The sequence below is a fragment of the Acinetobacter ursingii DSM 16037 = CIP 107286 genome (assembly GCF_000368825.1).
Classification (GTDB): domain Bacteria; phylum Pseudomonadota; class Gammaproteobacteria; order Pseudomonadales; family Moraxellaceae; genus Acinetobacter; species Acinetobacter ursingii.
Map to the genome: position 1 here is coordinate 661,213 of NZ_KB849717.1, position 23,770 is coordinate 684,982.

The 23,770-nt window shown below is 39.8% G+C and carries 21 protein-coding genes; 11 read left to right on the forward strand and 10 right to left on the reverse strand.

All coding sequences use genetic code 11. The annotated features are described in order from the left end of the window. Position 1: 1 nt before the first annotated feature. On the forward strand, positions 2–907 hold the full coding sequence (gene oxyR, locus F944_RS10685; RefSeq protein WP_004990358.1) for a LysR family transcriptional regulator OxyR: 906 nt from the start codon (positions 2–4) through the stop codon (positions 905–907). 38 nt (positions 908–945) lie between these two features. Here the strand turns inward: oxyR and F944_RS10690 are convergent, their stop codons facing one another. Both F944_RS10690 and F944_RS10695 read right to left on the reverse strand, forming a co-directional pair. After that, entirely contained in the window at positions 946–2,154 is a 1,209-nt protein-coding gene (locus tag F944_RS10690; RefSeq protein ID WP_004990359.1) for a tetratricopeptide repeat-containing glycosyltransferase, read from the reverse strand. Between the two features lie 609 nt (positions 2,155–2,763). Next, on the reverse strand, positions 2,764–4,263 hold the full coding sequence (locus F944_RS10695; protein WP_004990361.1) for a cation:proton antiporter: 1,500 nt from the start codon (positions 4,261–4,263) through the stop codon (positions 2,764–2,766). A 251-nt stretch (positions 4,264–4,514) separates the two neighbouring features. Between F944_RS10695 and F944_RS10700 the strand changes: the two genes are divergently transcribed. After that, entirely contained in the window at positions 4,515–5,069 is a 555-nt protein-coding gene (locus F944_RS10700; RefSeq protein ID WP_004990362.1) for a hypothetical protein, read from the forward strand. A gap of 169 nt (positions 5,070–5,238) precedes the next feature. On the opposite strand, the gene F944_RS10705 is transcribed toward F944_RS10700, so the two are convergent. After that, positions 5,239–5,799: a flavodoxin family protein gene (locus F944_RS10705; protein ID WP_004990363.1), complete on the reverse strand. Its 561-nt coding sequence runs from the start codon at positions 5,797–5,799 to the stop codon at positions 5,239–5,241. 133 nt (positions 5,800–5,932) lie between these two features. On the opposite strand from F944_RS10705, the gene F944_RS10710 reads away from it, so the two are divergent. Then, the gene (locus F944_RS10710) at positions 5,933–6,316 is read left to right on the forward strand and encodes a winged helix-turn-helix transcriptional regulator (protein WP_004990365.1); all 384 of its coding nucleotides are present in this window, start codon (positions 5,933–5,935) and stop codon (positions 6,314–6,316) included. Between the two features lie 14 nt (positions 6,317–6,330). Beyond that, positions 6,331–6,714, forward strand: coding sequence for a VOC family protein (locus F944_RS10715; RefSeq protein ID WP_004990367.1), 384 nt, complete (start codon positions 6,331–6,333; stop codon positions 6,712–6,714). A gap of 6 nt (positions 6,715–6,720) precedes the next feature. Here the strand turns inward: F944_RS10715 and F944_RS10720 are convergent, their stop codons facing one another. From F944_RS10720 to lolA, 5 genes are all read right to left on the reverse strand, one after another. Next, complete coding sequence (locus F944_RS10720) at positions 6,721–7,200, reverse strand: tRNA (cytidine(34)-2'-O)-methyltransferase (RefSeq protein ID WP_004990368.1); 480 nt, start codon at positions 7,198–7,200, stop codon at positions 6,721–6,723. A gap of 35 nt (positions 7,201–7,235) precedes the next feature. Beyond that, positions 7,236–8,609 carry a siroheme synthase CysG gene (gene cysG, locus F944_RS10725; RefSeq protein WP_004990371.1) on the reverse strand — a complete coding sequence of 458 codons (1,374 nt, stop codon included), beginning with the start codon at positions 8,607–8,609 and terminating at the stop codon, positions 7,236–7,238. 68 nt (positions 8,610–8,677) lie between these two features. Further along, the gene (serS, locus tag F944_RS10730; RefSeq protein WP_004990373.1) at positions 8,678–9,949 is read right to left on the reverse strand and encodes a serine--tRNA ligase; all 1,272 of its coding nucleotides are present in this window, start codon (positions 9,947–9,949) and stop codon (positions 8,678–8,680) included. A gap of 117 nt (positions 9,950–10,066) precedes the next feature. After that, complete coding sequence (locus F944_RS10735) at positions 10,067–10,852, reverse strand: RsiV family protein (protein ID WP_004990376.1); 786 nt, start codon at positions 10,850–10,852, stop codon at positions 10,067–10,069. 159 nt (positions 10,853–11,011) lie between these two features. After that, positions 11,012–11,707, reverse strand: coding sequence for an outer membrane lipoprotein periplasmic chaperone LolA (lolA, locus tag F944_RS10740; protein ID WP_004990379.1), 696 nt, complete (start codon positions 11,705–11,707; stop codon positions 11,012–11,014). A 300-nt stretch (positions 11,708–12,007) separates the two neighbouring features. Here lolA and F944_RS10745 point away from each other — a divergent pair, with 300 nt between their 5' ends. Then, on the forward strand, positions 12,008–12,892 hold the full coding sequence (locus F944_RS10745) for a pirin family protein (protein WP_004990381.1): 885 nt from the start codon (positions 12,008–12,010) through the stop codon (positions 12,890–12,892). A gap of 63 nt (positions 12,893–12,955) precedes the next feature. On the opposite strand, the gene rpmA is transcribed toward F944_RS10745, so the two are convergent. After that, a complete protein-coding gene (gene rpmA, locus F944_RS10750) occupies positions 12,956–13,213 on the reverse strand; it encodes a 50S ribosomal protein L27 (protein ID WP_004929519.1) in 258 nt (85 codons plus the stop codon). Positions 13,214–13,231: 18 nt separating this feature from the next. Next, entirely contained in the window at positions 13,232–13,543 is a 312-nt protein-coding gene (gene rplU, locus F944_RS10755) for a 50S ribosomal protein L21 (RefSeq protein WP_004664501.1), read from the reverse strand. Positions 13,544–13,983: 440 nt separating this feature from the next. Here rplU and sdsA point away from each other — a divergent pair, with 440 nt between their 5' ends. The 6 genes from sdsA to adeK all read left to right on the forward strand — a co-directional run bounded on the left by sdsA (position 13,984) and on the right by adeK (position 23,765). Continuing rightward, entirely contained in the window at positions 13,984–14,961 is a 978-nt protein-coding gene (gene sdsA, locus F944_RS10760) for an All-trans-nonaprenyl-diphosphate synthase (RefSeq protein WP_004990385.1), read from the forward strand. A 12-nt stretch (positions 14,962–14,973) separates the two neighbouring features. After that, a complete protein-coding gene (locus F944_RS10765) occupies positions 14,974–17,028 on the forward strand; it encodes a site-specific recombinase (protein WP_004990389.1) in 2,055 nt (684 codons plus the stop codon). A 190-nt stretch (positions 17,029–17,218) separates the two neighbouring features. Next, positions 17,219–17,857 carry a phosphatase PAP2 family protein gene (locus F944_RS10770; protein WP_004990390.1) on the forward strand — a complete coding sequence of 213 codons (639 nt, stop codon included), beginning with the start codon at positions 17,219–17,221 and terminating at the stop codon, positions 17,855–17,857. After that, positions 17,854–19,122: an AdeA/AdeI family multidrug efflux RND transporter periplasmic adaptor subunit gene (locus tag F944_RS10775; protein WP_035245649.1), complete on the forward strand. Its 1,269-nt coding sequence runs from the start codon at positions 17,854–17,856 to the stop codon at positions 19,120–19,122. The genes F944_RS10770 and F944_RS10775 overlap by 4 nt, the downstream gene beginning before the upstream one ends. Before the next feature lie 12 nt (positions 19,123–19,134). Beyond that, the gene (locus tag F944_RS10780) at positions 19,135–22,314 is read left to right on the forward strand and encodes an efflux RND transporter permease subunit (RefSeq protein WP_004990392.1); all 3,180 of its coding nucleotides are present in this window, start codon (positions 19,135–19,137) and stop codon (positions 22,312–22,314) included. Continuing rightward, a complete protein-coding gene (gene adeK, locus F944_RS10785; RefSeq protein WP_004990394.1) occupies positions 22,314–23,765 on the forward strand; it encodes a multidrug efflux RND transporter AdeIJK outer membrane channel subunit AdeK in 1,452 nt (483 codons plus the stop codon). The genes F944_RS10780 and adeK overlap by 1 nt, the downstream gene beginning before the upstream one ends. Positions 23,766–23,770 lie beyond the last annotated feature (5 nt).

Below are 23,770 nucleotides of genomic sequence, written 5' to 3' on the forward strand. Positions count from 1 at the left end.
TATGGCTGCATTACCATCATTGAGACAGCTGTCATACTTAGTGACGCTGTCAGAAACGTTGCACTTTACAGAAGCAGCACGTCGTTCTTTCGTCACGCAGTCGACTTTGTCGGGCGGGATTATGGAACTTGAACGTTTGCTTGGTGGCGTTCTGGTTGAACGTGACCGCCAAAATGTACGTTTAACTCCGCTTGGTGAACAAGTGGTTGCGCGGGCTCGTGTTTTACTGGCAGATGCTCAGGATTTGATGCGTTTAAGTCGGGAAATGAGTGAACCTCTCACAGGAGATCTCCATTTGGGGATTATTCCGACCATTGCGCCTTTTATTTTGACACCGCTTCTTGAAGAGGTGCATAAGCAACTTCCTAAGATTCAGCTTCATCTACACGAAGCACAAAGTGAAAAAATTGTAGAGCGCCTTGAACATGGCAATCTGGACATGGTGCTGTTGGCTCTACCATTTGATACCCGCGGCTTAAAAGTCTCAGAAGTTGCCAAAGAAGACTTATACCTCGTCTGTAATAAACATGATCAACATTCTTTAAATGCTCAATCTTTGGATGATCTTGATTTATCCAGATTAATGCTTTTAGAAGAAGGTCATTGTTTACGTGATCATGCTTTAAGTGCCTGCCCAATTGGCGAGCGTAAAAATGACAATCGTCTGAAAGCCAGCTCCTTACCTACCCTGATTGAAATGGTATCTTCAAACTTAGGCTTTACCTTGTTACCTGCCATTGCAATTGAAACGCATATGTTAAAAGGCAATGATGAGTTAGTAATCAAACCACTTCAGGATGCTCCAAGTCGCACCCTCGCCTTAATCACGCGCAAAAGTACTCCACTTCAAAGCGAGTTTGATGTGATTTTAGGTATTTTGAAAAAGATTACAGCGAATTTGAATTGATTTAAACTATGAGGCTCATTTTTATGAGCCTCATAATATTAGGTTTCAAAGTCAAATTTAACATTAAGAATATCGGTTAATATTTTCTCTTCATTTACTTTTTTTAGTCGCTGGTATATTTTAAAAATATTTTCTAAACTTTCAATATTCAGCATATCTTTATAATGTTCAAGCTGATGTAACAAGCGGTTTATCAAATCATCTGGACAGTTTTCAATTAATTTTTTATATGCTGCATAACTATTGATATAATCTTTTAACTTATAGGCATTTAGACACAATTCGTAATCGCACCAATATTGATAAACAGGCAAGTTAACAAATAATCGATTTCCCGAGGGGATTTTAAATTTTACCGCCTCTTTAGCATAACAATATGCCAAATGATAATTTCCTCGCCAGTTATTTAGTCTTGCCAAATGATACCAACATTCAGCTCGCTCTGGATCAGTTGAAACTCCACATTGCCAAGCATACAAAGCTTGCATATCCATTTTTTTACGTTCGTACAAAAGTCCCATTTGTTCATAACTTGTATAAATCTCATCTTTCCAGCCCTCTTTCATTTCAGCTCTTTTTGCATACCAATGAATTGCATGATCCAATTGTTCAGCATCACGATGAGATTGGGCACAATAAAAAGCATAACGTGGTTTTAAATTCTCATCATTATCTTCATAAAAAGCTTTACTTAAGACTTCGGCATCACGCAGATATTTATCATTCTGCTTACTTCGATTTCCTTTTCTGCCCGAAATAATTTGATATTCACCATTGATTGAACCGACTGAAATTTCTCCATGCTGATCTATAAACTCATGTAAAACACCACGCCAATAAAACTTTTGATTATTTTTAAGTAAAAGTTTTCTTTGATAATGTAAAGATCTGTTTTCACTTGAAATATTCATAAGATAGCAATCTTTATCCAACTTAGCTGGAAGTGTGAATGACCCCTCAAAAAAATCATCTGCGTCAAAAATTAAAATATAATCACTTTTTCCAGCACAATGTTTTAATGCAATATTTCTGTTATAACTAAAATCCTTCCATGGTTCATAAAAAATTTCACCTTTAATATTTTTATTCTCAAAAAAATTTTCTATCTTTTCTACTGTGTCATCTGTAGAACCTGTATCACAAATCACCCAAGAATCTATTTTTATAAAATGACAAATATTTTCTAATGTTTGCTGGATAATTTCCCCTTCATTTTTTACAATCATATTTAAACAAATTGATGTCATATTTTTAAATCTCCTTTTTACGTTAAAATCACACTAAATACCTTTCTTTAATTTTATATCGTTTTCATATAGATCTCGCATGGCTTGCTTTCGCAATAATTTGAATCTCAGGCATGATTATTCTCCTCATGAAAAAAAATTTTTCTAATAATTTCCCATTACACCAAAGACATATAAATGCTAGGGAATTGTTGATCTAATTCACATTATTTAGACTATTAAACACGTATATTTTACAAAAATAAATACATTAAAATATCATTTTACAACCAAAACGATAATAACATCACAAAAAATACAGCAGTATAAGGTAACCCATTGATTCAAAAATATTATTAATTATAAAAATTTAAAATATAAAATTAGTAATTGGATATGATAATAAACCAATTATTAAACATATCTTTAATTAAAATTATTAAAAGTTTAAAAAAACTAAAAAAAATTCCATATATATAATATGGAATTAAATTTTTATTAGAGTCTATTTCAAAGTATCAACAAAATTTTTTCATAGTATATTTAAAATACATGTTATGTATTTTAAATATACATAATGGAAATACTTATTATATTAACTAACAAGTCTATATATTAAATTTAAATTTTTTAAAAATTATTTGGGTTTTCTAAACGCTTAACCTCTTCAATTTTATTAGGATTATGCACAGAGGCTATTCCATCTTCTGATTTTTTATCAATAATGACTTCAGGGTTGTAAATCGTAATAGTCTCCATTCCGTTGGCATCTTCACCAACAATGTATTTAAACCCACGCCGATTCATTTTATGGCATAACTGCTGATACCAACCTTTAAACCCTTGAGTTTCCTCATTCGGATTATAATAAAATGCATTCATCACCGCAGGCAAACCCAAACCACAAACAACACCCGAAAGAAGTACGCTAATAAATGTATAACCAATTAAAATACTACTATATTCACGTAATTCAGGAACGTTTGCGACTGCTAATATTAATGCTAATGAAATACCACCACGTACGCCACCCCAAGATAATATCGTCAAACTACCATTATAACTCTTTGATCTAAATGATGGAAAAAATGAGAAGGATAAAAAGTTTGCTGCAAATCTAGAAATATGTAGCGCAATAAATGCAAGAATCCCACCAAAAATCATGCTTGCATTTAAATCCAGAATAAAAAGTTCCAGCCCAATTAATGTGAAAAGGAAAGAATTAATAATCCCTTCCACGGTATGCCAGAAATGATTAACTTCACGGATTTCTCGTTCCTGTAATATTTCTTTCCATTTATTACCTACGATTAATCCCCCAATCACACAAGCAATCGGTGCAGATGCATGGGCAAATAATGCCACCAAATAAGAACCACAAGCGAGTAATGCTGTTGTTAAAATCAGGGATTCCATTTCATGTTTCCCACGAAGTAAGCGCAGAATTCCTAGTCCAAACGCCCAGCCAATCATCGCAGCAACGACAATTTCATAAACGAAATTTTCAAGTGTATGCATAAGAGAGAAATGCTCCCCTTGCAATACATTGAGTAAGGTCATAAATACCGCAATACACATCGCATCATTAAATAAAGATTCACCTTCTAATTTAACAATCAGATGATGTGGAGCGCGAACCGAACTCAGCACTCCCTTAATACCGATCGGATCTGTTGCACCCAAAGCTGACCCTAAAAGGAGTAATACAAGTATAGGAACTGGATGACCAATCAAAAATTGAAAACCATACATTAAACCTGCAAAAAGAATCGCACAAAGCAATAGTGCAATCGTGGCCAGTATCCCGATCGGTTTCCAATGGTTTCGTAAATCAGATATTTTAAATTTGAGCGCTGAGGAGGTTAAGATGAAGCAGATCACACCATTGATTAAAAAGTCATAAAAATCAATCCCCCGTACCGCTTCTTCAATATTATGGATATTGATGGTGATAAATTGATTGCCTTGAAGTAAGTTCGCCCCCCATTGCAAAATAAATACCAACACCGCCGAAACAATAGGTACACCAATGGCTTGAGGAAAATCTAAAATTCGCTTATTGAACATCGTGGTTGCAATTGAAAGTGCAAATATAACGCTCAGTGCTTGTAGTAAAAAATAATTACCCATAAAAGTCCTTCACTTATTACAGGAATAACCGAAACCGTTTTCAATTATTTCTAATAAAAATACACATCAAAATGTCATTTCAAAGTCATGATAATTTTAACGAAAAGTTTCTCTCAATCTGTGAAATAATTAGCTTTTTTAACATAAAATCTACCCATTCAAAGAGTGTATGATGTTTTTACAATCAACATGCTTGAACAGGTTCGAATGTTAAAGTCTTGGGCTTAATTTTAAAATTTTAGTAGATGAGTATGCATCAAACGATCAAGAAAATATTCCGCTTGAGTCTAGCGATCTGTATTTTTGTAATTACTGCCGCTTTGGTCATCACATGTCTTATCAAAGCACAGGATATTTTAAACAGTAATGAGCTGTATGAAAGTCGAAAAGTCGTTCATTTTTATACAGATGCAGATCATCAGTACATCTTGATGTCGAATAATCAAAAACCAGATCAATCTGCGCTGATCGTGCTAAAAGATCACGGTTATGTGATGAAGCTCAGTTGTGAACATTATTTAAAAACTGTTTGTACGGATCAATACAACCTATTTAGTACACGTTACATCCGTAAAGCGACCATTCAATCGATCGGAAATTATCTTTATTTTCAAAATATTCAATGGATAGATATTCAAAACAATCAACCCACCGCTTTGACTTGGTCACAGCAAGATATTCAACAGCTTTATCAGAATGATATAGACAATTTAAAATATATCTTAGGCGCATTGATTTTATTTTCATTGAGCGGATTGTACGTTTGTTATCGGATCATACGTGATTTTAGAAAATTCATTGCTTAGTTCACATGATGATAAAGATAAATTGAACCTCAATAATTTATCCCATTTTTTATTTTTCAACTTAGATTTTCAATAAAGAGTGACAATGGAAATTGGCTCAAATTTAATCAGTTTGCGATCCAAAAGTTGTCGGATTGATCTGTTAAATCTGAGCCAATATTGGACATCATTATTTTGTTAGGCTAAACCGATCGGTAATCGTTTGAATACGCTCTGCATAACTTTTGACTGTTTCAATATCACCTTCTGGAATTTCATCTACACTTGCATCAGCGGGAGTTTGAATCAGTGCACCTACTGAACCACCCAGATTATTGATATCCTGCCGCGTTGCTGTTTTAGTATTGGCAGGTAATAAACCTAAACTGACCCAAATACCACCATGTTGTGATGCCAATGTCTGGAACTGAATTAGAGTGACTTGTTTATCACCGTTTAAGCTGGCGCTATTGGTAAAACCACCAAAAATTTTATCTTGCCAAGCGCGCGTGAACCATTTCTTAGAGCTTGCATCGGCGAATTTTTTAAATTGCCATGGTGCCGCAGCCATATAGGTTGGTGCTGCAAATACAATTGCAGCAGAATCATCTAGCGTCTGCCAGTCTTGATCCTGAATATCACCATCCTGATTAATTTCAATCAAATTCGCTTCAATTTGTGCGGCAAAAGTTTCTGCCAAAACCTTAGTGTGACCATAGCCTGAAAAATAAACCAGAGATACCTTAGCCATTAGAAATGCCCTATTTGCATGAAGATGGTTTAATGATATATTTTAGAAACTAGGTGTCAATTAGTTACCAATAAGTAACCGAGTGCTTTCTCGTAAAATATTTACACAAAAGCCACAATTTAGGAGTACAGTCGTGAATTCTGCCTGCGGATATAATGTCTATAGTCAAAATTGTCCTGCACGTCTTTTTTTTGAAAAAATTGCAGACAAATGGGTACTCTTGATTTTAAATGTCTTGGAAGAACAACCGATTCATTTCAATTTGCTCAAGAAAAAAGTTGAAGGGATTTCTCCAAAAGTTTTATCGCAGAAACTAAAAATATTAGAAAGGGATGGCTTTATTTTGCGCGAGGTACAAGATACTGCGCCCATTCGAGTCGAATATCGTTTAACCGATTTAGGTCGCGATGTATCCCAAACTGCATTACAACTAAAAGGATGGGCAGAAACACATATTGAAGCTGTACTCAAAGCACAACAAAATTATGATTCATCTCAAAGCACAGCGACATCATAAAAAAGAGAGATAGAATGACACCTCAACCTTTAATTGCAGTTCATAATGTCGAACTGAGTAGTCTGTGGTATCAACAGGTTCTCGCCCTCAAAAGTGGTCATGGCGGCACTGAATACGAACAACTGCTGAACAAACAAGGTGAAATGGTTTTACAGCTACACCAATGGCAAGCGCATCATCACCCTTATTTGGGCAATCCTGATGCCGCCAAAGGCAATGGCGTTCTGCTCTGGTTTAAAACCCCTGATTTTGATGACTTGGTACAGCGTTTACAGATACATCAAGTCAACATTCTGGAACAACCGAAAGTCAATTTAAATGCCAACCATCGCGAAGTCTGGTTTAAAGACCCTGACGGTTATGTCATCGTGGTTGCAAGTCATTATGGAGATATTTAAATCTTCTTATGACAAAGGTTGAAAACCTTGTTGCCGCCATGCTTCATAGACAATCACTGCCGTTGCATTCGATAAATTCAGACTACGTGAGTTTTCTGCCATCGGTAAACGAATCCAGTTTTTTTGTGGAAACATTAAACGCATATGCTCAGGCAAACCGCGCGTTTCAGGTCCCATCAATAATGCAACCGAACGATTTAAATCAACTGTATGTGGTGTCGCACTGCCTTTGGTGGTTAATGGAAAAACTTCAGATTCAGTAATTCCATGCGCTTTAAGATATTTAAGGCATTGTTCAATATTGTCCCAGATCTTCATCCGCGCATATTCGTGATAATCCAATCCTGCACGTTTCAGTTTTTTATCATCAAGCTCAAAGCCTAAAGGTTTGACCAAATGTAGCTGCGCACCTGTATTAGCGCATAAACGAATAATATTTCCCGTGTTGGCAGGAATTTCAGGCTCAAACAATACAACGTGGATCACAAAGTCTCTCTACTAAATAATTGGAACAATCCGGGCTATAACCATTGCAATTGTTCACGCAAACTGACCACTTCACCAATAATGGTCAAAGTTGGTGCATGGATATGGTATTCGGCAACTTTAGATGCAATATCAGAGAGTGTACCGACCACTACTTTTTGTTCAGGAGTCGTACCCTTAGAAATCAAAGCGACAGGCATATCAGGACGTTGACCATGTGCAATGAGTTGCTGGCAAATATGCTCAAGCCCGACTAATCCCATATACAGCACAAGCGTCTGATTTTCATACACCAGTTCATTCCACGGTAGTTCTGGCGAACCTTCTTTTAGATGCCCGGTCAGAAAACGTACACTTTGCGCATAATCACGATGGGTCAGTGGAATACCCGCATAAGCTGAACAGCCTGATGCTGCGGTAATACCTGGCACCACCTGAAACGGGACACCGGCTGCAAATAATTCCTGAATTTCTTCGCCACCACGTCCGAAGATAAAGGGATCACCACCTTTTAAACGGCAGACACGTTTTCCTGATTGTGCGTATTGAACAAGTAAAGCATTAATGCCATCTTGCGGTACACTGTGATTGGATCGTGCCTTACCCACATAGACTTTTTCGGCATCACGGCGGCAAAGCTCTAAAATCGGAGGAGAAACCAAGCGATCATAAATGACTACATCTGCTTGTTGCATCAGACGCAAGGCTTTAAGTGTGAGTAATTCTGGATCACCCGGCCCAGCACCCACCAAATAGACCTCACCTTTAGGCGCAGTCCATTCAGAAAGCGCCTGTGCCATCATTTGATTGGCGGTTTCCAGATTGTCATGAAACACTTGTTCTTTGAGCGGACTGGCATACAGTTCTTCCCAAAAAATACGGCGCTCATCTGGATTGGTAATCTTGGTCTTAACGCGGGTACGCCATTGTCCAGAGAACTCAGCGAGTTTCCCCATACCATGTGGAACCAGTGTTTCAATCTGAGTACGCAACTGACGTGATAGCACAGGTGAAGCGCCATTTGAGGCGACAGAAATCACTAATGGCGAACGATCAATAATCGCAGGCATCATGAAACGACAGTTGGGAATATCATCCACACTATTCACCAAGAGATTTCGAAGTTCGGCTTGCTTAAACACACGTTGATTAACCGCAGCATCATTGGTTGCAGCAATCACTAAACGATAAGCCTGATCTAAATCACTGTCTTCAAATACTTTTAAATACAGTGTCCCTTGGCTTTGTTCAACTAGGGTTTGAAGCTGCTCATCAATTTCAGGTGCAATTACATCAAGAATTGCACCCGCCTTGACCAGTAATAGTGCTTTGCGATAGGCAATATGCCCCCCACCCACGATCAGACAACGTTGCTGTTGCAACTTAAGTGAAATTGGAAGAATTTCCACAGCCGACCTCTACATCTTGATTTTGGGTAGGTTAAAGCAAAAATCATGCACAATAGATATCGATCTGATTAATCGATATAAGTTGTACCGCCCATGTAAGGACGTAATGCTTCTGGAATTTCGATCGAGCCATCAGCACGTTGATAATTTTCCATCACCGCCAATAAAGTACGACCTACCGCCAAACCAGAACCATTTAAGGTATGTACCAATTCAGTTTTTTTCTGATCCGCGCGGTAACGTGCCATCATACGACGTGCCTGAAAGTCACCCATATTTGAGCAGCTTGAAATTTCACGATAGGTATTTTGACTTGGCACCCACACTTCAAGATCATAAGTTTTGGTTGAACCAAAACCCATATCCCCGCCACAAAGAAGAATTTTACGATAAGGTAAGCCAAGTGCCTGCAAGATTCCCTCAGCATGACCTGTTAATTCTTCTAATGCCTGCATCGAATTTTCTGGCTTGACGATTTGCACCATTTCAACCTTGTCGAACTGATGTTGACGAATCAAACCACGGGTATCACGTCCATAAGAACCAGCTTCACTACGGAAACAAGGCGTATGCGCCGCATATTTAAGCGGCAAACGATCTGCATCAATGATTTCGTCACGCACAAAGTTGGTCACAGGAACTTCAGCAGTGGGGATCAAGTAATATTCTTTTTCGCCTTGTAGCTTGAACAAATCTTCTTCAAACTTAGGCAGTTGACCTGTACCACGTAATGAATCTGCATTGACCAAATACGGTACATAGGCTTCGGTATAACCATTTTTTAAGGTATGAGTATCTAGCATGAATTGCGTTAAAGCACGTTGTAACCGAGCTAAAGGCCCTTTCAATACGCTAAAACGTGATCCCGTCAATTTGGTTGCGGTTTCAAACTCAAGACCGCCCATCCACTCACCCAAATCGGTGTGATCTTTTATTTCAAAATCGAACTGGCGTGGTGTTCCCCATTTTGAGATTTCCACATTGTCATTTTCATCTTTGCCTTCTGGCACAGAATCATCTGGCAAGTTTGGAATACTCAGTGCTTTGTCTTCAATTTCAGCCTGTAATTCTGCTAAAGCAACTTCTGCTGCCTTAATTTCATCACCAATGGCCTGCATACGCGCCATGATCTCAGAGGCATCACCGCCTGCTTTTTTAATCTGACCTACCTGTTTAGCACCAGAATTACGTTCTGCCTGTAAACTTTCAGTTTTGGATTGAAACTCTTTACGGCGCGCTTCCAAAGATGCCCATTCAGCAGGATCAAGTTGCACACCACGTTTTGCCAAAGCCTGATTTACAGCTTCAATATTATTTCTGAGTAATTTTGGGTCGATCATAGCCAATCATAAGTTGCAAAGAAAAACTGCCTATAGTGTAAGTGCTTCACAGCAAAAAATATAGTCACTATGAAGTGACTATATTTACAAATCATGATTTTAGCTTTCAGGTATTGATTATTCTTTAGGTAGCACAGGCTGACTTGGTAAATATTCAGGTTTGACTACATCTATGGCCTGATCATAAGGTAATGTCAATTCACTTAAACCTTCGGCATAAGAAGCCAGTTCATACAGTGGATACACAAAGACAATGCCTTCATTACCATAGTAGAAGTTATCGCTCAGTTGAAATTTATCTTTGCTAATATTGTGTTCTTCCAGCCAGCTTTGATTAAAGCTATATAAGCGATCACGCACAGTTGTATCGCTTCCTTCTTTCAGCAAGTCTGCAACACTCACGCGTTTTTTCTTATTCAAGTCAAAAATGACATATTCTTCATGATGCATTCCATGTGCAGCACCTGCTGAATAGGTGTAGCTATATAACTGAAATGAAGCCACATTATAGTTTTGTCCTAAATAACGCACAAACATGATGCTTTGACCATCTTGTGGCATGCCTTCTGGTAATTTGACTTGCTGATCCTGAATATTATCAAACGCATTTGGATCGGCTTTTTTAATCCGATTCATAAAATATTCATTGATCCACGGTTGATTGGTTTCGACTGTTTGAAAATGATACGTGGTACAGCCATCTTCCAAACACAGTTTATTTTTGGGTAATTTAACTGTAACTACCTTAGACTGAATGACAGGCACGCTCACTTTTTCAACTTTGCTTTGTGTCGGAGTGTCGTCCTTTTTACTCTCCGTTTTTGGCTGACAGCCCACAGTGAGAAATACAGCGCTTAAAAATGGCAGAATCAATAATGTTGTTTTAAAGTGTCGTGCAGACATTGCCGCCCCTTCTGATCGTTTTCGATGTTCATTTTGATCTACTATACAAAGCTCTATTTATACTGAACATTGAAAATATGTATCTATATGATCCATCAAAAAATTAACCGCCCAAAATGAGCGGTTAACTGAAACGATGTTTTGGAAATCAACCAGATATTATTGATCAATAATATCTGTACCTTTAGGAGGGGTGAAATTGAAAGTCGAAGCGGGAATCGATGGATTTAGCTTCACATTATTAAAACGCACATAAGTCGTTTGACCCAAAGAGTCCTGCAAAATCATCAAACTTGGGGCTTTATTTGCACCAAAACTAATGGTCAGACTTTGAAAAGCACCTTCACTGTCTTTAGGATATAAGGTGTAATAAGTTTTACTGCTATCGGGCTGAGTCACACGATAAGATTGCATAATCTGATTGGTATTGCCTGACAACAATAACGCAGGTGTATTGGCAACCTGATCATCCAGATTTTGGCGTACCGCTTGCTGTAAATCAGGGTCATAAATCCAGACGGTTTTACCTGTTGTCGCAATCGTTTGTTTTGAGGGTGAAGTCGTTTCCCAGAAGAATTTACCCGGACGTTCTACTTTCATCACCCCTTTAAAGGTTTGATTCATATGTTGTGCGGTTAGACCTTTATTTTTTGGCGCACGGGTATTATTGGTGGCTTTTGTCGTTTGCTCAAAATTGGCAGATAAACTTTGCATACCGCTGAGTTGTTTCACAAGGTTTGAGGTTGCTTGCTGTTCCGAAGCTGCCGTGGCTGCAAAAGCAGTTGCGCTCATGACAGGTGCAACTACACTTGCGGTTAAAGTTAATGCGTATGCCACTTTTTTTACGGAATTCATAAAATAAAACCTCTAATCAGTTTTTACTGTTATATCGATATCTTACTGTTTTTGAAAAATAAAACTGTGGAGAAACACATTGATTTTGTGTAATTAATGTCTCCAATAACAATTTTATGTACAGAAATCACAGCATTATGAAGAAAATAACAAGATAAAGATATTCAAATACACGCTTGCGGTAATAGGAGAACATACTGAAATTAAAATACAGTGTCCTATTATACAGACTGATCTTATCTGGATAAAAGGCATATGCTAAAACAGATGACAATAGATTAAAAATAATGGAGTTCACCTATGAAAAGCCTTGCATTTATTCATCGCAACGATACCCGTTTTTCAGTCGGTGACTTCTACCCTGTACTTTCCGTGTTTTCTTATCATGAACTAGGTAATACCGTTTCCCCTTTTTTATTGTTGGATCATTTAGGTCCTGGCGTATTAAGTCCGTCAAATAAACGTCGTGGTGTAAATGAACATCCACATCGCGGATTTGAAACCATAACCTTTATGTTTGAAGGTGAGTTAGAACATCGTGATTCTACTGGCAGTGGCGGAATCATTGCAAAAGGCGATGTACAATGGATGACTGCGGCCTCTGGCGTGATGCACCGCGAACAATTTAGTTCTGCTTTTCGTGAGCGCGGTGGAGCTTTTGAAATGGTACAACTTTGGGTCAACTTACCCGCTAAAGATAAAATGGCCGAGCCACGTTATCAAAGTTTAAAAAATGCCGATATTCCAAAGGTTGAATTGGCTCAAGAAGCGGGTTCAGTTCGGGTCATTGCAGGACAATACCAACACGTACAGGGTCCCGCACTGACCTACAGTCCAATGACTGTTTTAGATATTGATCTACGTCAAGGACAGCACCTGATCTTGCCTGCCCAACATGGGGACAGCACTTTGCTTTATTTGCGTCATGGTCAGATACAATTTACCGAACAAGATGAGCTTTTAGAAGAGCAAGCGTTGGCTGTGATGTCGAGTCATGGAGACAATATTGAAATCACGGCATTGCATCACAGCAAATTACTTTTGCTTTCAGGAAAACCATTAGGTGAACCTATCAATGGTCAAGGTCCTTTTGTCATGAATACTTATGATGAAATTTTACAAGCTTACGATGACATTAAACATCATCGATTTATTCGAAATCAGGCTAAAGAGTCAAGTTCGTAAACCAAGTAGTGGCTTTAAACATAAAAAAACCCGCAAGATGCGGGTTTTTTAAACTATTAAAACTTATACAGATTCAACAGTTACATAGCGACGGCCAAATTGACCTTTCACTTCAAACTTTACTACGCCATCAGCAGTAGCAAATAAAGTATGGTCACGACCCATACCTACGTTAGCACCAGCGTGGAATTCAGTACCACGTTGACGAACGATGATGTTACCAGCAGTTACTGATTGACCACCGTAGATTTTAACACCTAACATTTTAGGATTCGAATCACGACCGTTTTTAGTCGATCCACCAGCTTTTTTAGAAGCCATGTCTATTACTCCTCGTGATTAGCCTGCAATACCCGTAATTTTCAACTCGGTAAACCATTGACGGTGACCTTGTTGTTTACGGTAGTGTTTACGACGACGCATTTTGATGATGCGGATTTTGTCGTGACGACCATGACCAACCACTTCTGCAGTTACTTTTGCGCCAGCAACAACTGGAGCACCGATTTGAATGCTATCACCATTTACAACCATTAATACGTCATCAAACGTAATAGTTGAGCCAGTTTCAGCTTTCAACAATTCAACTTTAAGGGTTTCACCCTCAACTACACGGTGCTGTTTACCACCGCTTTGGATTACTGCGTACATAACGTACTCCAACCAAGCCCGTGTCGTCGTGTCGATAAAGGGATATATCGATCTTAAAACGAACGCCACTGGGATGTATAAGGCGAAAGATTTTAAGGGATAACTGGGCAAACAACAAGTATTTTGATGCAAAATTACGCAAGCTAAAACAAAAAATAAGAAGAAAGACAGTTAAGCTTTATGATCGGCTGAATCAATCTAGTATTTCGTTTGAATATGTGTAAAATCGCAAATAAGGTTTAAAAACAAATTGCTACTATAAAACCACTCAACATGGAGCTTCTCCCTATCGCTGGCTAGACAATATTTAACATCAAACGTTCATACCGTTGTATCGGTCGGTATGAAAACTTGTGTTTTGTCATTCATTTGAGTTTAAGATTTTATAGCTTTAAATCCATTGAGCAAATTACCAATATATTGATGAGGTTTCCTTTCATATGGCCATCGACTTTAAGCAAGATATACTCGCGCCTGTAGCTCATGACTTTGCTGTGATGGACACATTTATTAATGAAGGAATTACCTCAAAAGTCGCTTTAGTCATGGCGGTTAGTAAACATGTAGTCGAAGCTGGCGGTAAGCGTATGCGCCCCATCATGTGTTTGCTGGCAGGTCAGGCATGTGGCGTTCAAGACTTAGAACATCATCGTAAATTGGCTGCGATCATTGAAATGCTGCATACCGCGACGCTAGTACATGACGATGTTGTGGATGAGTCAGGCTTACGTCGTGGCCGCCCAACAGCCAACGCAACGTGGAACAATCAAACGGCGGTTTTGGTAGGTGATTTTTTAATCTCCCGTGCTTTTGATTTATTGGTCGATCTAAACGACATGGTCTTACTCAAGGACTTTTCAACAGGAACCTGTGAAATTGCTGAAGGTGAAGTGCTACAACTTCAGTCGCAACATGACCCTGAAACTACAGAAACAACCTATTTAAATATTATTCACGGTAAAACTTCCCGACTATTTGAACTGGCCACCGAAGGCGCAGCGATTTTAGCCAATACCCCCCAATATCGTGAGCCATTACGTCATTTTGCCGGTCATTTTGGTAATGCTTTTCAGATTATTGATGATATTTTGGATTACACTTCTGATGCAGACACCTTAGGTAAAAATATCGGTGATGACTTGATGGAAGGCAAACCCACGCTACCATTGATTGCCGCGTTACAAAAAACCACTGGCGAAGAACATGACATTATTCGTAAAAGTATTTCCACAGGTGGCATCACACAACTTGAGCAAGTCATCCAGATTGTGCAAAATTCGGGGGCTTTAGAGTATTGTCGCGCCCGTGCTGAACAAGAAACACAAGCTGCGCTTGATGCTTTAAATCAATTACCAGATAGTGAGGCGCGTCAAGCACTTACCAATCTGACTTTAATGGCTTTACATCGGATTCAATAATCTCTTTTGCCTATGCATATAAATTTATCTGATCTTTACATTCAAATGCAGCAACAGCTTGATCAAACTCAGGCTGTTTTAGATGAACATATTATTATTGAGCTGATCAATCGTATTCGTCCAAGCGACAGCAAAGATCAAGATGAAATCAATGATAAGTTTGAGGCATTTGTCGAGTCTTTACTGATCGGACCTAACGCCGCCAACACCTTACAAAGCTTTTTATTACGCCTAATCAATCAATACAAACAAACCAGCTTATATGCCGACAGCGGCATATTGTCTTTAGATGGTTTTTGGAACCAGCTAGTCAAACGTCTTGGCGCACATTTTCTCCCTTTAATTCAGGATGACCATGACCTGAGTACATTGATTGGAAAGGTATTTCATCAACGTAGTGACAAATATTGGCTAAATGCGATTGATGAAAAGCACTGGTATGCTCTTTTTGAAATCATTGGGCAAAGTAATAGCAATATCGATGAAAAACGTGCCATTCAGGATCAAATGATTAAAGCCATTACGGTTTTATCTTACCGTATCAGTGGTATTGGCTTATATCCAGAATTTATTAATGCGCAGCCTGAACTGACCGAATATGAATCGCCTTTTTTAGTGCAAAATCGAGAAGTGATCGATTTTATTGAAAAATTTAAAAAGCAGCATTATACCGGTCACGAAGTTGCAGTGCTTGAACCGCCTGATGCCTCTCAAGCCTTTGTTATGTTTGAGCAATGTCGGGAAGTTGTACTTAAAATACGACGAGCCACCAAACGGATCGGTGTCAGTCTGAGTCTGACTTATTTATTGTCCTTGCTTGAGCAATGTCTGGATCGAATCGAGTTACTTTTAAATATTGTGGTGGGTGATGCCCAAATTCGTTATCTCTCGCTGGGCGAATTTCTAGAAAATATTACAGAAGCACATTATAGTGAAAAAAGCGTACGCTCACTGATGACCACAAACAGTGAGTTAATCGCCTTACAAGTGACAGAAAACGCCAGCCGTACTGGTGAACACTATGTAAGTACCGATAAAAAAGGTTTTTTTGAAATGTATCGGGCCGCCGCAGGTGCAGGTGTGATCATTGCCATCATGGCAACACTGAAAATATTGGCCGCACGACTCACCCTCGCCCCCATGATGCATGCCTTTATTTATAGTATGAACTATTCATTGGGCTTTGTTCTGATTCATGTTTTGCATTTTACGGTTGCGACAAAACAGCCTGCCATGACTGCGGCTGCGCTTGCTTCGACTGTACAACAACGCAAAGGTTCAAGAACGGCTCAAATTGCAGAACTGGCAGCCCTAATTATCAATATTATCAGGACACAGTTTGTTGCGATTTTAGGAAATATTTCTATCGCCATTCCTACGGCCGCCATCATTACTTATCTGTGGCAATACTTTTTGGATGAACCATTACTCAATCATGCAAAAGCCAATATCGTACTGCATAGTTTGAACCCTTTTACCTCGCTGGCTATTCCCCATGCCGCTATTGCTGGTGTGTGTTTATTTTTATCAGGCTTGCTGGCGGGTTATTTTGACAATATGGCTATCTATCGTAAAGTCGGCCCACGGTTGAAAGCACACCAACGGTTGGCAAACTGGATGGGTCAAGAGCGCCTCAATAAATTTGCCGACTACATCCAACGTAATCTTGGTGCGCTTTCGGGTAACTTTATTTTCGGGATTATGCTCGGGAGTATGGGAACCATAGGCTTTATTTTAGGTTTACCTCTAGATATCCGACATATTGCGTTTGCTTCTGCCAACTTTATACAAGGTTTGATGTGTATTAATGGTCCCCCAGATATTGGACTCATTATTGTTTCTTTTTTAGGGGTGTTACTCATCGGTTTGACCAACCTATTTGTTAGTTTTAGTTTGACTATTATTGTGGCTTTGCGGGCGCGTCGTGTACGCTTTGAACAATGGAAACCTTTAGCCAAACTGGTAATCACACATTTTCTCACTCGTCCTAGTGATTTTTTCTGGCCACCCAAACAGCCTCTTGAAGTGGATGATGGTACAGCCAAGTCAGGATCTGCATCACACTAGCGACGGTTCTAAATAATGAAGAAAATGTGCCAAAATTCACTTAAAATTGTTATATTTGTGTGCTGATAGTTAAATATTTTCAAAAAAGAAATTAGTATAAATAACCTAGTCTTGAAAAAAAGTGTACTGACGAGTACACTTCATAACCATATTCCAACCGATAAGCTTGGTTAAACTGAAGGTTGTAAGCATGCCCTACCTAATACTCTGTATTGGTTGCATTTTATTTTTGTTGAGTGTGTTTGGTTTATACTCTCCCGTCATCTCAGGATTTGATCTACATGCAATTCAAATCCTGAATGAACACCGAAATAAAACGCTCAATCAAATTGTAATTACTTTAGCTTATTTAGGTGGCATGCCTTTTGTATTATTTTTTACTATGGTCTGGTGTTTAGTCTGCGCATGGTATAAAAAATACTCAACACTCATCTTCATTTTAATAGGTGTGAGCGGAAGTATTGTTTTAGGATGGTTATTAAAGTGGTGTTTTAATCGGCCCAGACCACCAGAAGTCTATCAGCTGGTGGTCAACTATGGCGCATCATTTCCCAGTGCTCATAGTGCCTACGCGGCTACTCTTGCCAGTTTAGTCATCTTGATTTATCAAAATCATCCTAAAAGATCATATTTCCTAGTGGTTTCCTGTTTTTGGCTGCTTAGTATGGGGCTCTCAAGAGTGTATGCAGGTGTTCATTATCCTACAGATGTATTAGCGGGTTGGAGTATCGGTTTTATTTGGATCTCACTGCTTTGGTTGTGGAAACAAAGCAAGTTGAACAACAACAAATTATTTTTAGATAAAGCTCTAAATGAGGTGAAACAATGATGTCTGCAAAGCTTTGGGCTCCAGCCCTTACTGCTTGCACATTAGCAGCAAGTATCGCACTTGTTGGCTGTAGCAAAGATCCAAAAGATGCGCAGCAAGCTGGTGCAGCTCAGCAAATGCCCCCGACTGAAGTGGGTGTGCTTGTCGCACAGCCACAAAATGTTGAGCAAAAGGTTGAGCTTTCTGGGCGTACAACAGCCTATCAAATTTCTGAAGTGCGTCCTCAAACGAGCGGTGTAATTCTGAAGCGGTTATTTACAGAAGGAAGTTATGTTCGTGAAGGTCAGTCATTGTATGAGCTGGATTCAAGAACAAATCGTGCGACTTTAGATAACTCCAAGGCAGCATTGTTACAACAGGAAGCGAATCTAAACTCACTAAGAACCAAAATGAATCGTTACAAGCAACTGGTTTCGAGTAATGCGGTTTCTAAGCAAGAATATGATGATTTAGTTGGACAAGTGAACGTTGCAGAAGCTCAAGTTGCTGCGGCTAAAGCGCAAGTTAAAAATGCTGAAGTCAATTTTGGATATTCAACCATTCGTTCACCTATTTCTGGTCAATCAGGACGTTCTTCGGTAACGGCTGGTGCATTAGTCACAGCGAATCAGACAGATCCACTGGTGAAGATTCAACAGCTAGATCCAATTTATGTTGATATTAACCAGTCGAGCGCTGAATTGTTACGTTTACGCCAACAATTAAGCAAAGGCAATCTGAATAACAGCAACAACACCAAAGTTAAAATCCGCCTTGAAGACGGTTCAACTTATCCAATTGAAGGTCATCTCGCTTTTTCTGATGCCAGCGTAGATCCAGATACAGGTACGGTGACTTTACGTGCTGTATTCTCAAATCCAAATCATTTACTGCTTCCTGGTATGTATGCGACTGCTCAGATCACTCAAGCCGTGATTCCTAATGCTTATCTAGTTCCGCAACAAGCCGTTACACGTACACCTACAGGTCAAGCAGTTGCCATGTTGGTCAATGCAAAAGGCGTAGTGGAACCGCGACAAATTGAAACAGCAGGTACTAATGGTACCAACTGGATTGTGACCAACGGCTTAAAAACTGGCGATAAAATTATCGTTGACGGTATCGCAAAAGTGAAAGAAGGTCAGCAGGTTTCTGCAAAACCTTATCAGGCACCAGCGCCGCAAGCAGGTGATCAACCACAAAATCCGAAAGCAAATGCAGAAACACAAAAGTCAGCTGATCAAAATAAGGCTCAACCTGAACAGAAAGCTGCTTCAAATGCATAAGGGGTAGAGTGAATGGCTCAATTTTTTATTCATCGCCCCATCTTTGCGTGGGTGATTGCATTGGTCATTATGTTGGCAGGGATTATCTCGCTGTCAAAAATGCCAATTTCACAGTATCCAACGATTGCGCCGCCCAAAATCTCGATTTCGGCGACGTATCCAGGTGCATCTGCTGAAACCATTGAAAACTCAGTAACACAGGTCATTGAGCAACAGTTAAATGGTTTGGATGGTTTACGTTATATCAGCTCTCAGAGTTTATCTAATGGTAGCGTTGCCATTGATGTTAACTTCAATCAAGGTGTCGATGCCAACATCGCGCAGGTTCAGGTTCAAAACAAACTGCAAACTGCCACAGCATCTTTACCTGAAGTGGTACAACGTCAAGGGATTACCATTAAGAAATCGGGCGCTAGTTTCTTACAGGTCGTTGCATTTTATTCACCCGATAATTCTCTATCTGGTGCATATATTAAAGATTATATTAACGCCAACATCAAAGACCCACTGAGCCGTGTCCCAGGTGTCGGTGAAGTACAGGTCTTTGGTGGTCAGTATTCAATGCGTATCTGGCTCGACCCTGCAAAACTAAATACCTACCAACTTACTCCTATTGATGTATCAAATGCAATTAAGGCACAAAATGCTCAGGTTGCAGTTGGTCAGGTTGGTGGTGCACCTGCTGTAGAAGGTCAAACCATCAATGCCACAATCAACGCTCAAAGTCTGTTACAGACACCAGAACAGTTCCGTAATATTTTCCTGAAGAATACTTCATCTGGTGCTCAGGTACGTTTAGGGGATGTAGCTCGCGTTGAATTAGGCTCGGAAAACTACCAGTTCAACTCAAAATATAATGGTAAAGAAGCAGGTGGTATTGCGATTCGTCTTTCAACAGGTGCAAACGCACTCGATACTGCGAACAACGTACAGACTGCTTTAGACAAACTTCGTCCCAACTATCCGGCTGGATTTAAAGATGAAATTGCGTTTGATACCACTCCATTCGTCAAGCTATCGATTGAAAACGTAGTTCATACATTGGTTGAAGCAATCGTACTGGTATTTATCGTGATGTTCTTGTTCTTACAGAACTGGCGCGCGACGATTATTCCAACACTTGCAGTGCCTGTTGTTGTATTGGGTACATTTGCAGTCATTAATTTGTTTGGGTTTACCATCAACACACTTACCATGTTTGCCATGGTTCTCGCGATCGGCTTATTGGTCGATGATGCGATCGTCGTAGTGGAAAACGTCGAACGAATTATGCAGGAGGAACATCTTGAACCTGTACCTGCAACCGAAAAATCAATGCAACAGATCTCTGGCGCTCTTGTGGGTATTACTAGCGTTTTAACAGCAGTATTTGTGCCGATGGCTTTCTTTGGTGGAACAACAGGGGTCATTTACAGGCAATTCTCGATTACGCTAGTGACAGCCATGATCTTCTCTTTGTTCATCGCGCTGACCTTTACTCCTGCGCTTTGTGCAACATTCTTGAAGCAGCACGATCCAGATAAAAAACCAAGCAATAATATTTTTGCACGCTTTTTTAGATGGTTTAACGAGAGTTTCGACAAGCTTTCTTCTAAGTATCAAAATGGTGTCAACCATATGACACATCATAAAATATTCTCAGGGATATTCTATGCTGTCATTATTGCTATTTTTGTCTTAGTGTTCCGTAATTTACCAACCTCGTTCCTACCTGATGAAGATCAGGGTGTGATCATGACACTGGTACAGTTACCTCCGAATGCTTCATTACAAAGAACAGATAAAACGCTTGATACGATTACTGATTATTTTATTGATCAGGAAAAGAAAAGTGTCGCTTCTATCTTTACCGTATCTGGCTTCTCATTTACAGGTCAGGGACAAAACCAAGGCTTGGCATTTGTTCGCTTAAAAGACTGGGCAGATCGTACATCAGATGACACTCAAATTGGTGCGATTGTTGGTCGAGCCATGCGCTTGAACGGCATGATTCAAGATGCCTCCATGATCTTCCCATTACAATTGCCAGCCATGCCTGAATTGGGTGTGAGTCAGGGCTTTGACTTCATGTTGAAAGACGTGGATGGTCAAGGACATCAAAAACTATTACAAGCTCGAAATACCATACTGGGTCTTGCATCCAAAGATTCACGTTTGACCGCAGTACGTCCAAACGGCATGGAAGATACACCACAATACCAAATTGAAATTGATCAGGCGAAAGCTGGTGCCATGGGCGTTAGTCTGGCAGATATCAATAATACTATGAGTATTGCTTGGGGGAGTAGCTATGTAAACGACTTCCTCGACCGTGGTCGTATCAAGAAAGTCTATATGCAAGGCGAAGCCACTGCGCGAATGATGCCTGAAGATTTGGATAAATGGTATGTGCGTAATAGTGCGGGTACGATGGTTCCTTTCTCAGCATTTACCACAGGCCACTGGAGCTATGGTTCACCGCGTCTAGAGCGCTATAACGGTGTATCATCCATGAACATTCAAGGTTCACCTGCCCCTGGCGTAAGTTCTGGTGAAGCGATGCAAGCCATGGAAGACATCATGCAAAAACTTCCATCTATGGGTCTTTCTGGATTTGACCATGAATGGACAGGACTTTCTTTAGAAGAACGTGATTCTGGTCAATCAGGAACAGCGGTTTATGTTCTATCTTTGCTGATTGTATTCTTGTGTCTTGCCGCGTTATATGAAAGCTGGTCAATTCCATTTTCAGTGATGCTGGTGGTGCCATTAGGTGTATTAGGTGCCGTACTCCTCACCTACTTTGGCTTCCATGTTCTGCATAATCCAAACCTTTCCAATAACATCTACTTTAGGGTAGCGATCATTGCCGTGATTGGTCTATCCGCGAAGAATGCGATCTTGATCGTTGAGTTCGCCAAAGAGTTACAGGAAAAAGGTGAAGAATTATTTGATGCGACCATGCATGCTGCAAAAATGCGTTTACGTCCCATCATTATGACCACACTTGCCTTTGGCTTTGGTGTACTCCCACTTGCAATTTCTTCAGGTGCGGGTGCAGGAAGCCAGCACTCTGTTGGTTTCGGTGTACTCGGTGGCGTACTCAGTTCAACACTTTTAGGTATTTTCTTTATCCCTGTATTTTATGTATGGATTCGTAGTATCTTTAAGTACAAACCAAAAACCCCAAATAATCAGGAGCAAACATCGTGATGCAAAAAGTATGGTCTATTTCGGGTCGTAGCATTGCGGTATCTGCACTTGCGCTTGCTTTGACAGCTTGTCAAAGCATGCGTGGCCCAGAACCAGTGACAAAGGCCGATATTCCTGGAAGCTATAGTTATGGCGCTTCAGGTACATCTATTGCAGAACAAGGCTACAAAGACTTTTTCTCTGACCCTCGCTTATTGCAAGTGATTGAGTTGGCTCTAGACAATAACCGTGATCTTCGTACGGCGACTTTGAATATTCAACGCGCGCAGCAGCAATATCAAATTACTGAAAACAATCAGTTACCAACTATTGGTGCAAGTGGTAGTGCTGTTCGTCAAGTCACACCGACTCGTGATCCAAATAATCCTTATTCCACCTTTCAGGTCGGTTTAGGGGTGACCTCTTATGAGTTGGATTTTTGGGGACGTGTCCGTAGTCTAAAAGATGCTGCCCTCGATAATTATCTCGCGACGCAAAGTGCGCGTGATGCGACACAAATTAGTTTGGTCAGTCAGGTGGCTCAAGCTTGGTTAAGTTATTCTTTTGCTAGTGCGAATTTGAAACTGGCTGATCAGACCTTAAAAGCTCAACTTGATTCATATAATTTGAACAAAAAACGCTTTGATGTCGGGATCGATAGTGAAGTTCCTTTACGTCAGGCGCAGATTTCTGTTGAAACTGCACGTAATGATGTAGCGAACTATAAAACCCAAATCGCGCAAGCACAAAACTTGTTAAATTTACTGGTCGGGCAACCTGTTCCACAGAACTTACTGCCAAATCAACCTGTTAAATCTGTAACACGTCAAAATTTATTTGCGACGGGCTTACCAAGTGACCTGTTGAATAATCGTCCTGATGTGAAATCTGCGGAATATCAATTGAGTGCCGCTGGCGCAAATATTGGCGCAGCAAAAGCAGCATTATTCCCGACGATTAGCCTTACAGGTTCGGCAGGTTATGCGTCTGCTGAATTAAGCGATTTGTTTAAATCTGGCTCAGGTATGTGGTCAATTGGACCAAGTATTAACCTGCCAATCTTTGATTGGGGCACTCGTCGCGCGAACATCAAAATTTCTGAAACTGATCAGAAAATTGCATTGTCTGATTATGAAAAATCAATTCAGTCAGCATTCCGCGAAGTTAACGATGCATTAGCCACACGTGCCAATATCGGAGATCGTATCTCTGCGCAACGCCGTCTGGTGGAAGCAACCAATACAACCTACAACTTATCTAATGCCCGCTTCCGCGCAGGTATTGATAACTACTTAACGGTATTGGATGCTCAGCGCTCATCTTACTCAGCAGAACAAGGCTTATTGTTACTTGAACAAGCCAATTTGAATAATCAAATTGAGCTTTACAAGACTCTGGGTGGTGGCGTTAAAGCCAATACTACAGATACTGTTGTTCATCAGCCATCAAGTGCTGACTTGAAAAAACAGTAATTCTC

What these genes read in the sequence shown, in the direction of transcription:
- oxyR (WP_004990358.1), top strand. Translation starts at nt 2, where the DNA reads ATGGCTGCATTACCATCATTGAGACAGCTGTCATACTTAGTGACGCTG.
- F944_RS10690 (WP_004990359.1), bottom strand. Translation starts at nt 2,154, where the DNA reads ATGACATCAATTTGTTTAAATATGATTGTAAAAAATGAAGGGGAAATT.
- F944_RS10695 (WP_004990361.1), bottom strand. Translation starts at nt 4,263, where the DNA reads ATGGGTAATTATTTTTTACTACAAGCACTGAGCGTTATATTTGCACTT.
- F944_RS10700 (WP_004990362.1), top strand. Translation starts at nt 4,515, where the DNA reads ATGCATCAAACGATCAAGAAAATATTCCGCTTGAGTCTAGCGATCTGT.
- F944_RS10705 (WP_004990363.1), bottom strand. Translation starts at nt 5,799, where the DNA reads ATGGCTAAGGTATCTCTGGTTTATTTTTCAGGCTATGGTCACACTAAG.
- F944_RS10715 (WP_004990367.1), top strand. Translation starts at nt 6,331, where the DNA reads ATGACACCTCAACCTTTAATTGCAGTTCATAATGTCGAACTGAGTAGT.
- serS (WP_004990373.1), bottom strand. Translation starts at nt 9,949, where the DNA reads ATGATCGACCCAAAATTACTCAGAAATAATATTGAAGCTGTAAATCAG.
- F944_RS10735 (WP_004990376.1), bottom strand. Translation starts at nt 10,852, where the DNA reads ATGTCTGCACGACACTTTAAAACAACATTATTGATTCTGCCATTTTTA.
- lolA (WP_004990379.1), bottom strand. Translation starts at nt 11,707, where the DNA reads ATGAATTCCGTAAAAAAAGTGGCATACGCATTAACTTTAACCGCAAGT.
- F944_RS10745 (WP_004990381.1), top strand. Translation starts at nt 12,008, where the DNA reads ATGAAAAGCCTTGCATTTATTCATCGCAACGATACCCGTTTTTCAGTC.
- rpmA (WP_004929519.1), bottom strand. Translation starts at nt 13,213, where the DNA reads ATGGCTTCTAAAAAAGCTGGTGGATCGACTAAAAACGGTCGTGATTCG.
- rplU (WP_004664501.1), bottom strand. Translation starts at nt 13,543, where the DNA reads ATGTACGCAGTAATCCAAAGCGGTGGTAAACAGCACCGTGTAGTTGAG.
- sdsA (WP_004990385.1), top strand. Translation starts at nt 13,984, where the DNA reads ATGGCCATCGACTTTAAGCAAGATATACTCGCGCCTGTAGCTCATGAC.
- F944_RS10765 (WP_004990389.1), top strand. Translation starts at nt 14,974, where the DNA reads ATGCATATAAATTTATCTGATCTTTACATTCAAATGCAGCAACAGCTT.
- F944_RS10770 (WP_004990390.1), top strand. Translation starts at nt 17,219, where the DNA reads ATGCCCTACCTAATACTCTGTATTGGTTGCATTTTATTTTTGTTGAGT.
- F944_RS10775 (WP_035245649.1), top strand. Translation starts at nt 17,854, where the DNA reads ATGATGTCTGCAAAGCTTTGGGCTCCAGCCCTTACTGCTTGCACATTA.
- F944_RS10780 (WP_004990392.1), top strand. Translation starts at nt 19,135, where the DNA reads ATGGCTCAATTTTTTATTCATCGCCCCATCTTTGCGTGGGTGATTGCA.
- adeK (WP_004990394.1), top strand. Translation starts at nt 22,314, where the DNA reads ATGCAAAAAGTATGGTCTATTTCGGGTCGTAGCATTGCGGTATCTGCA.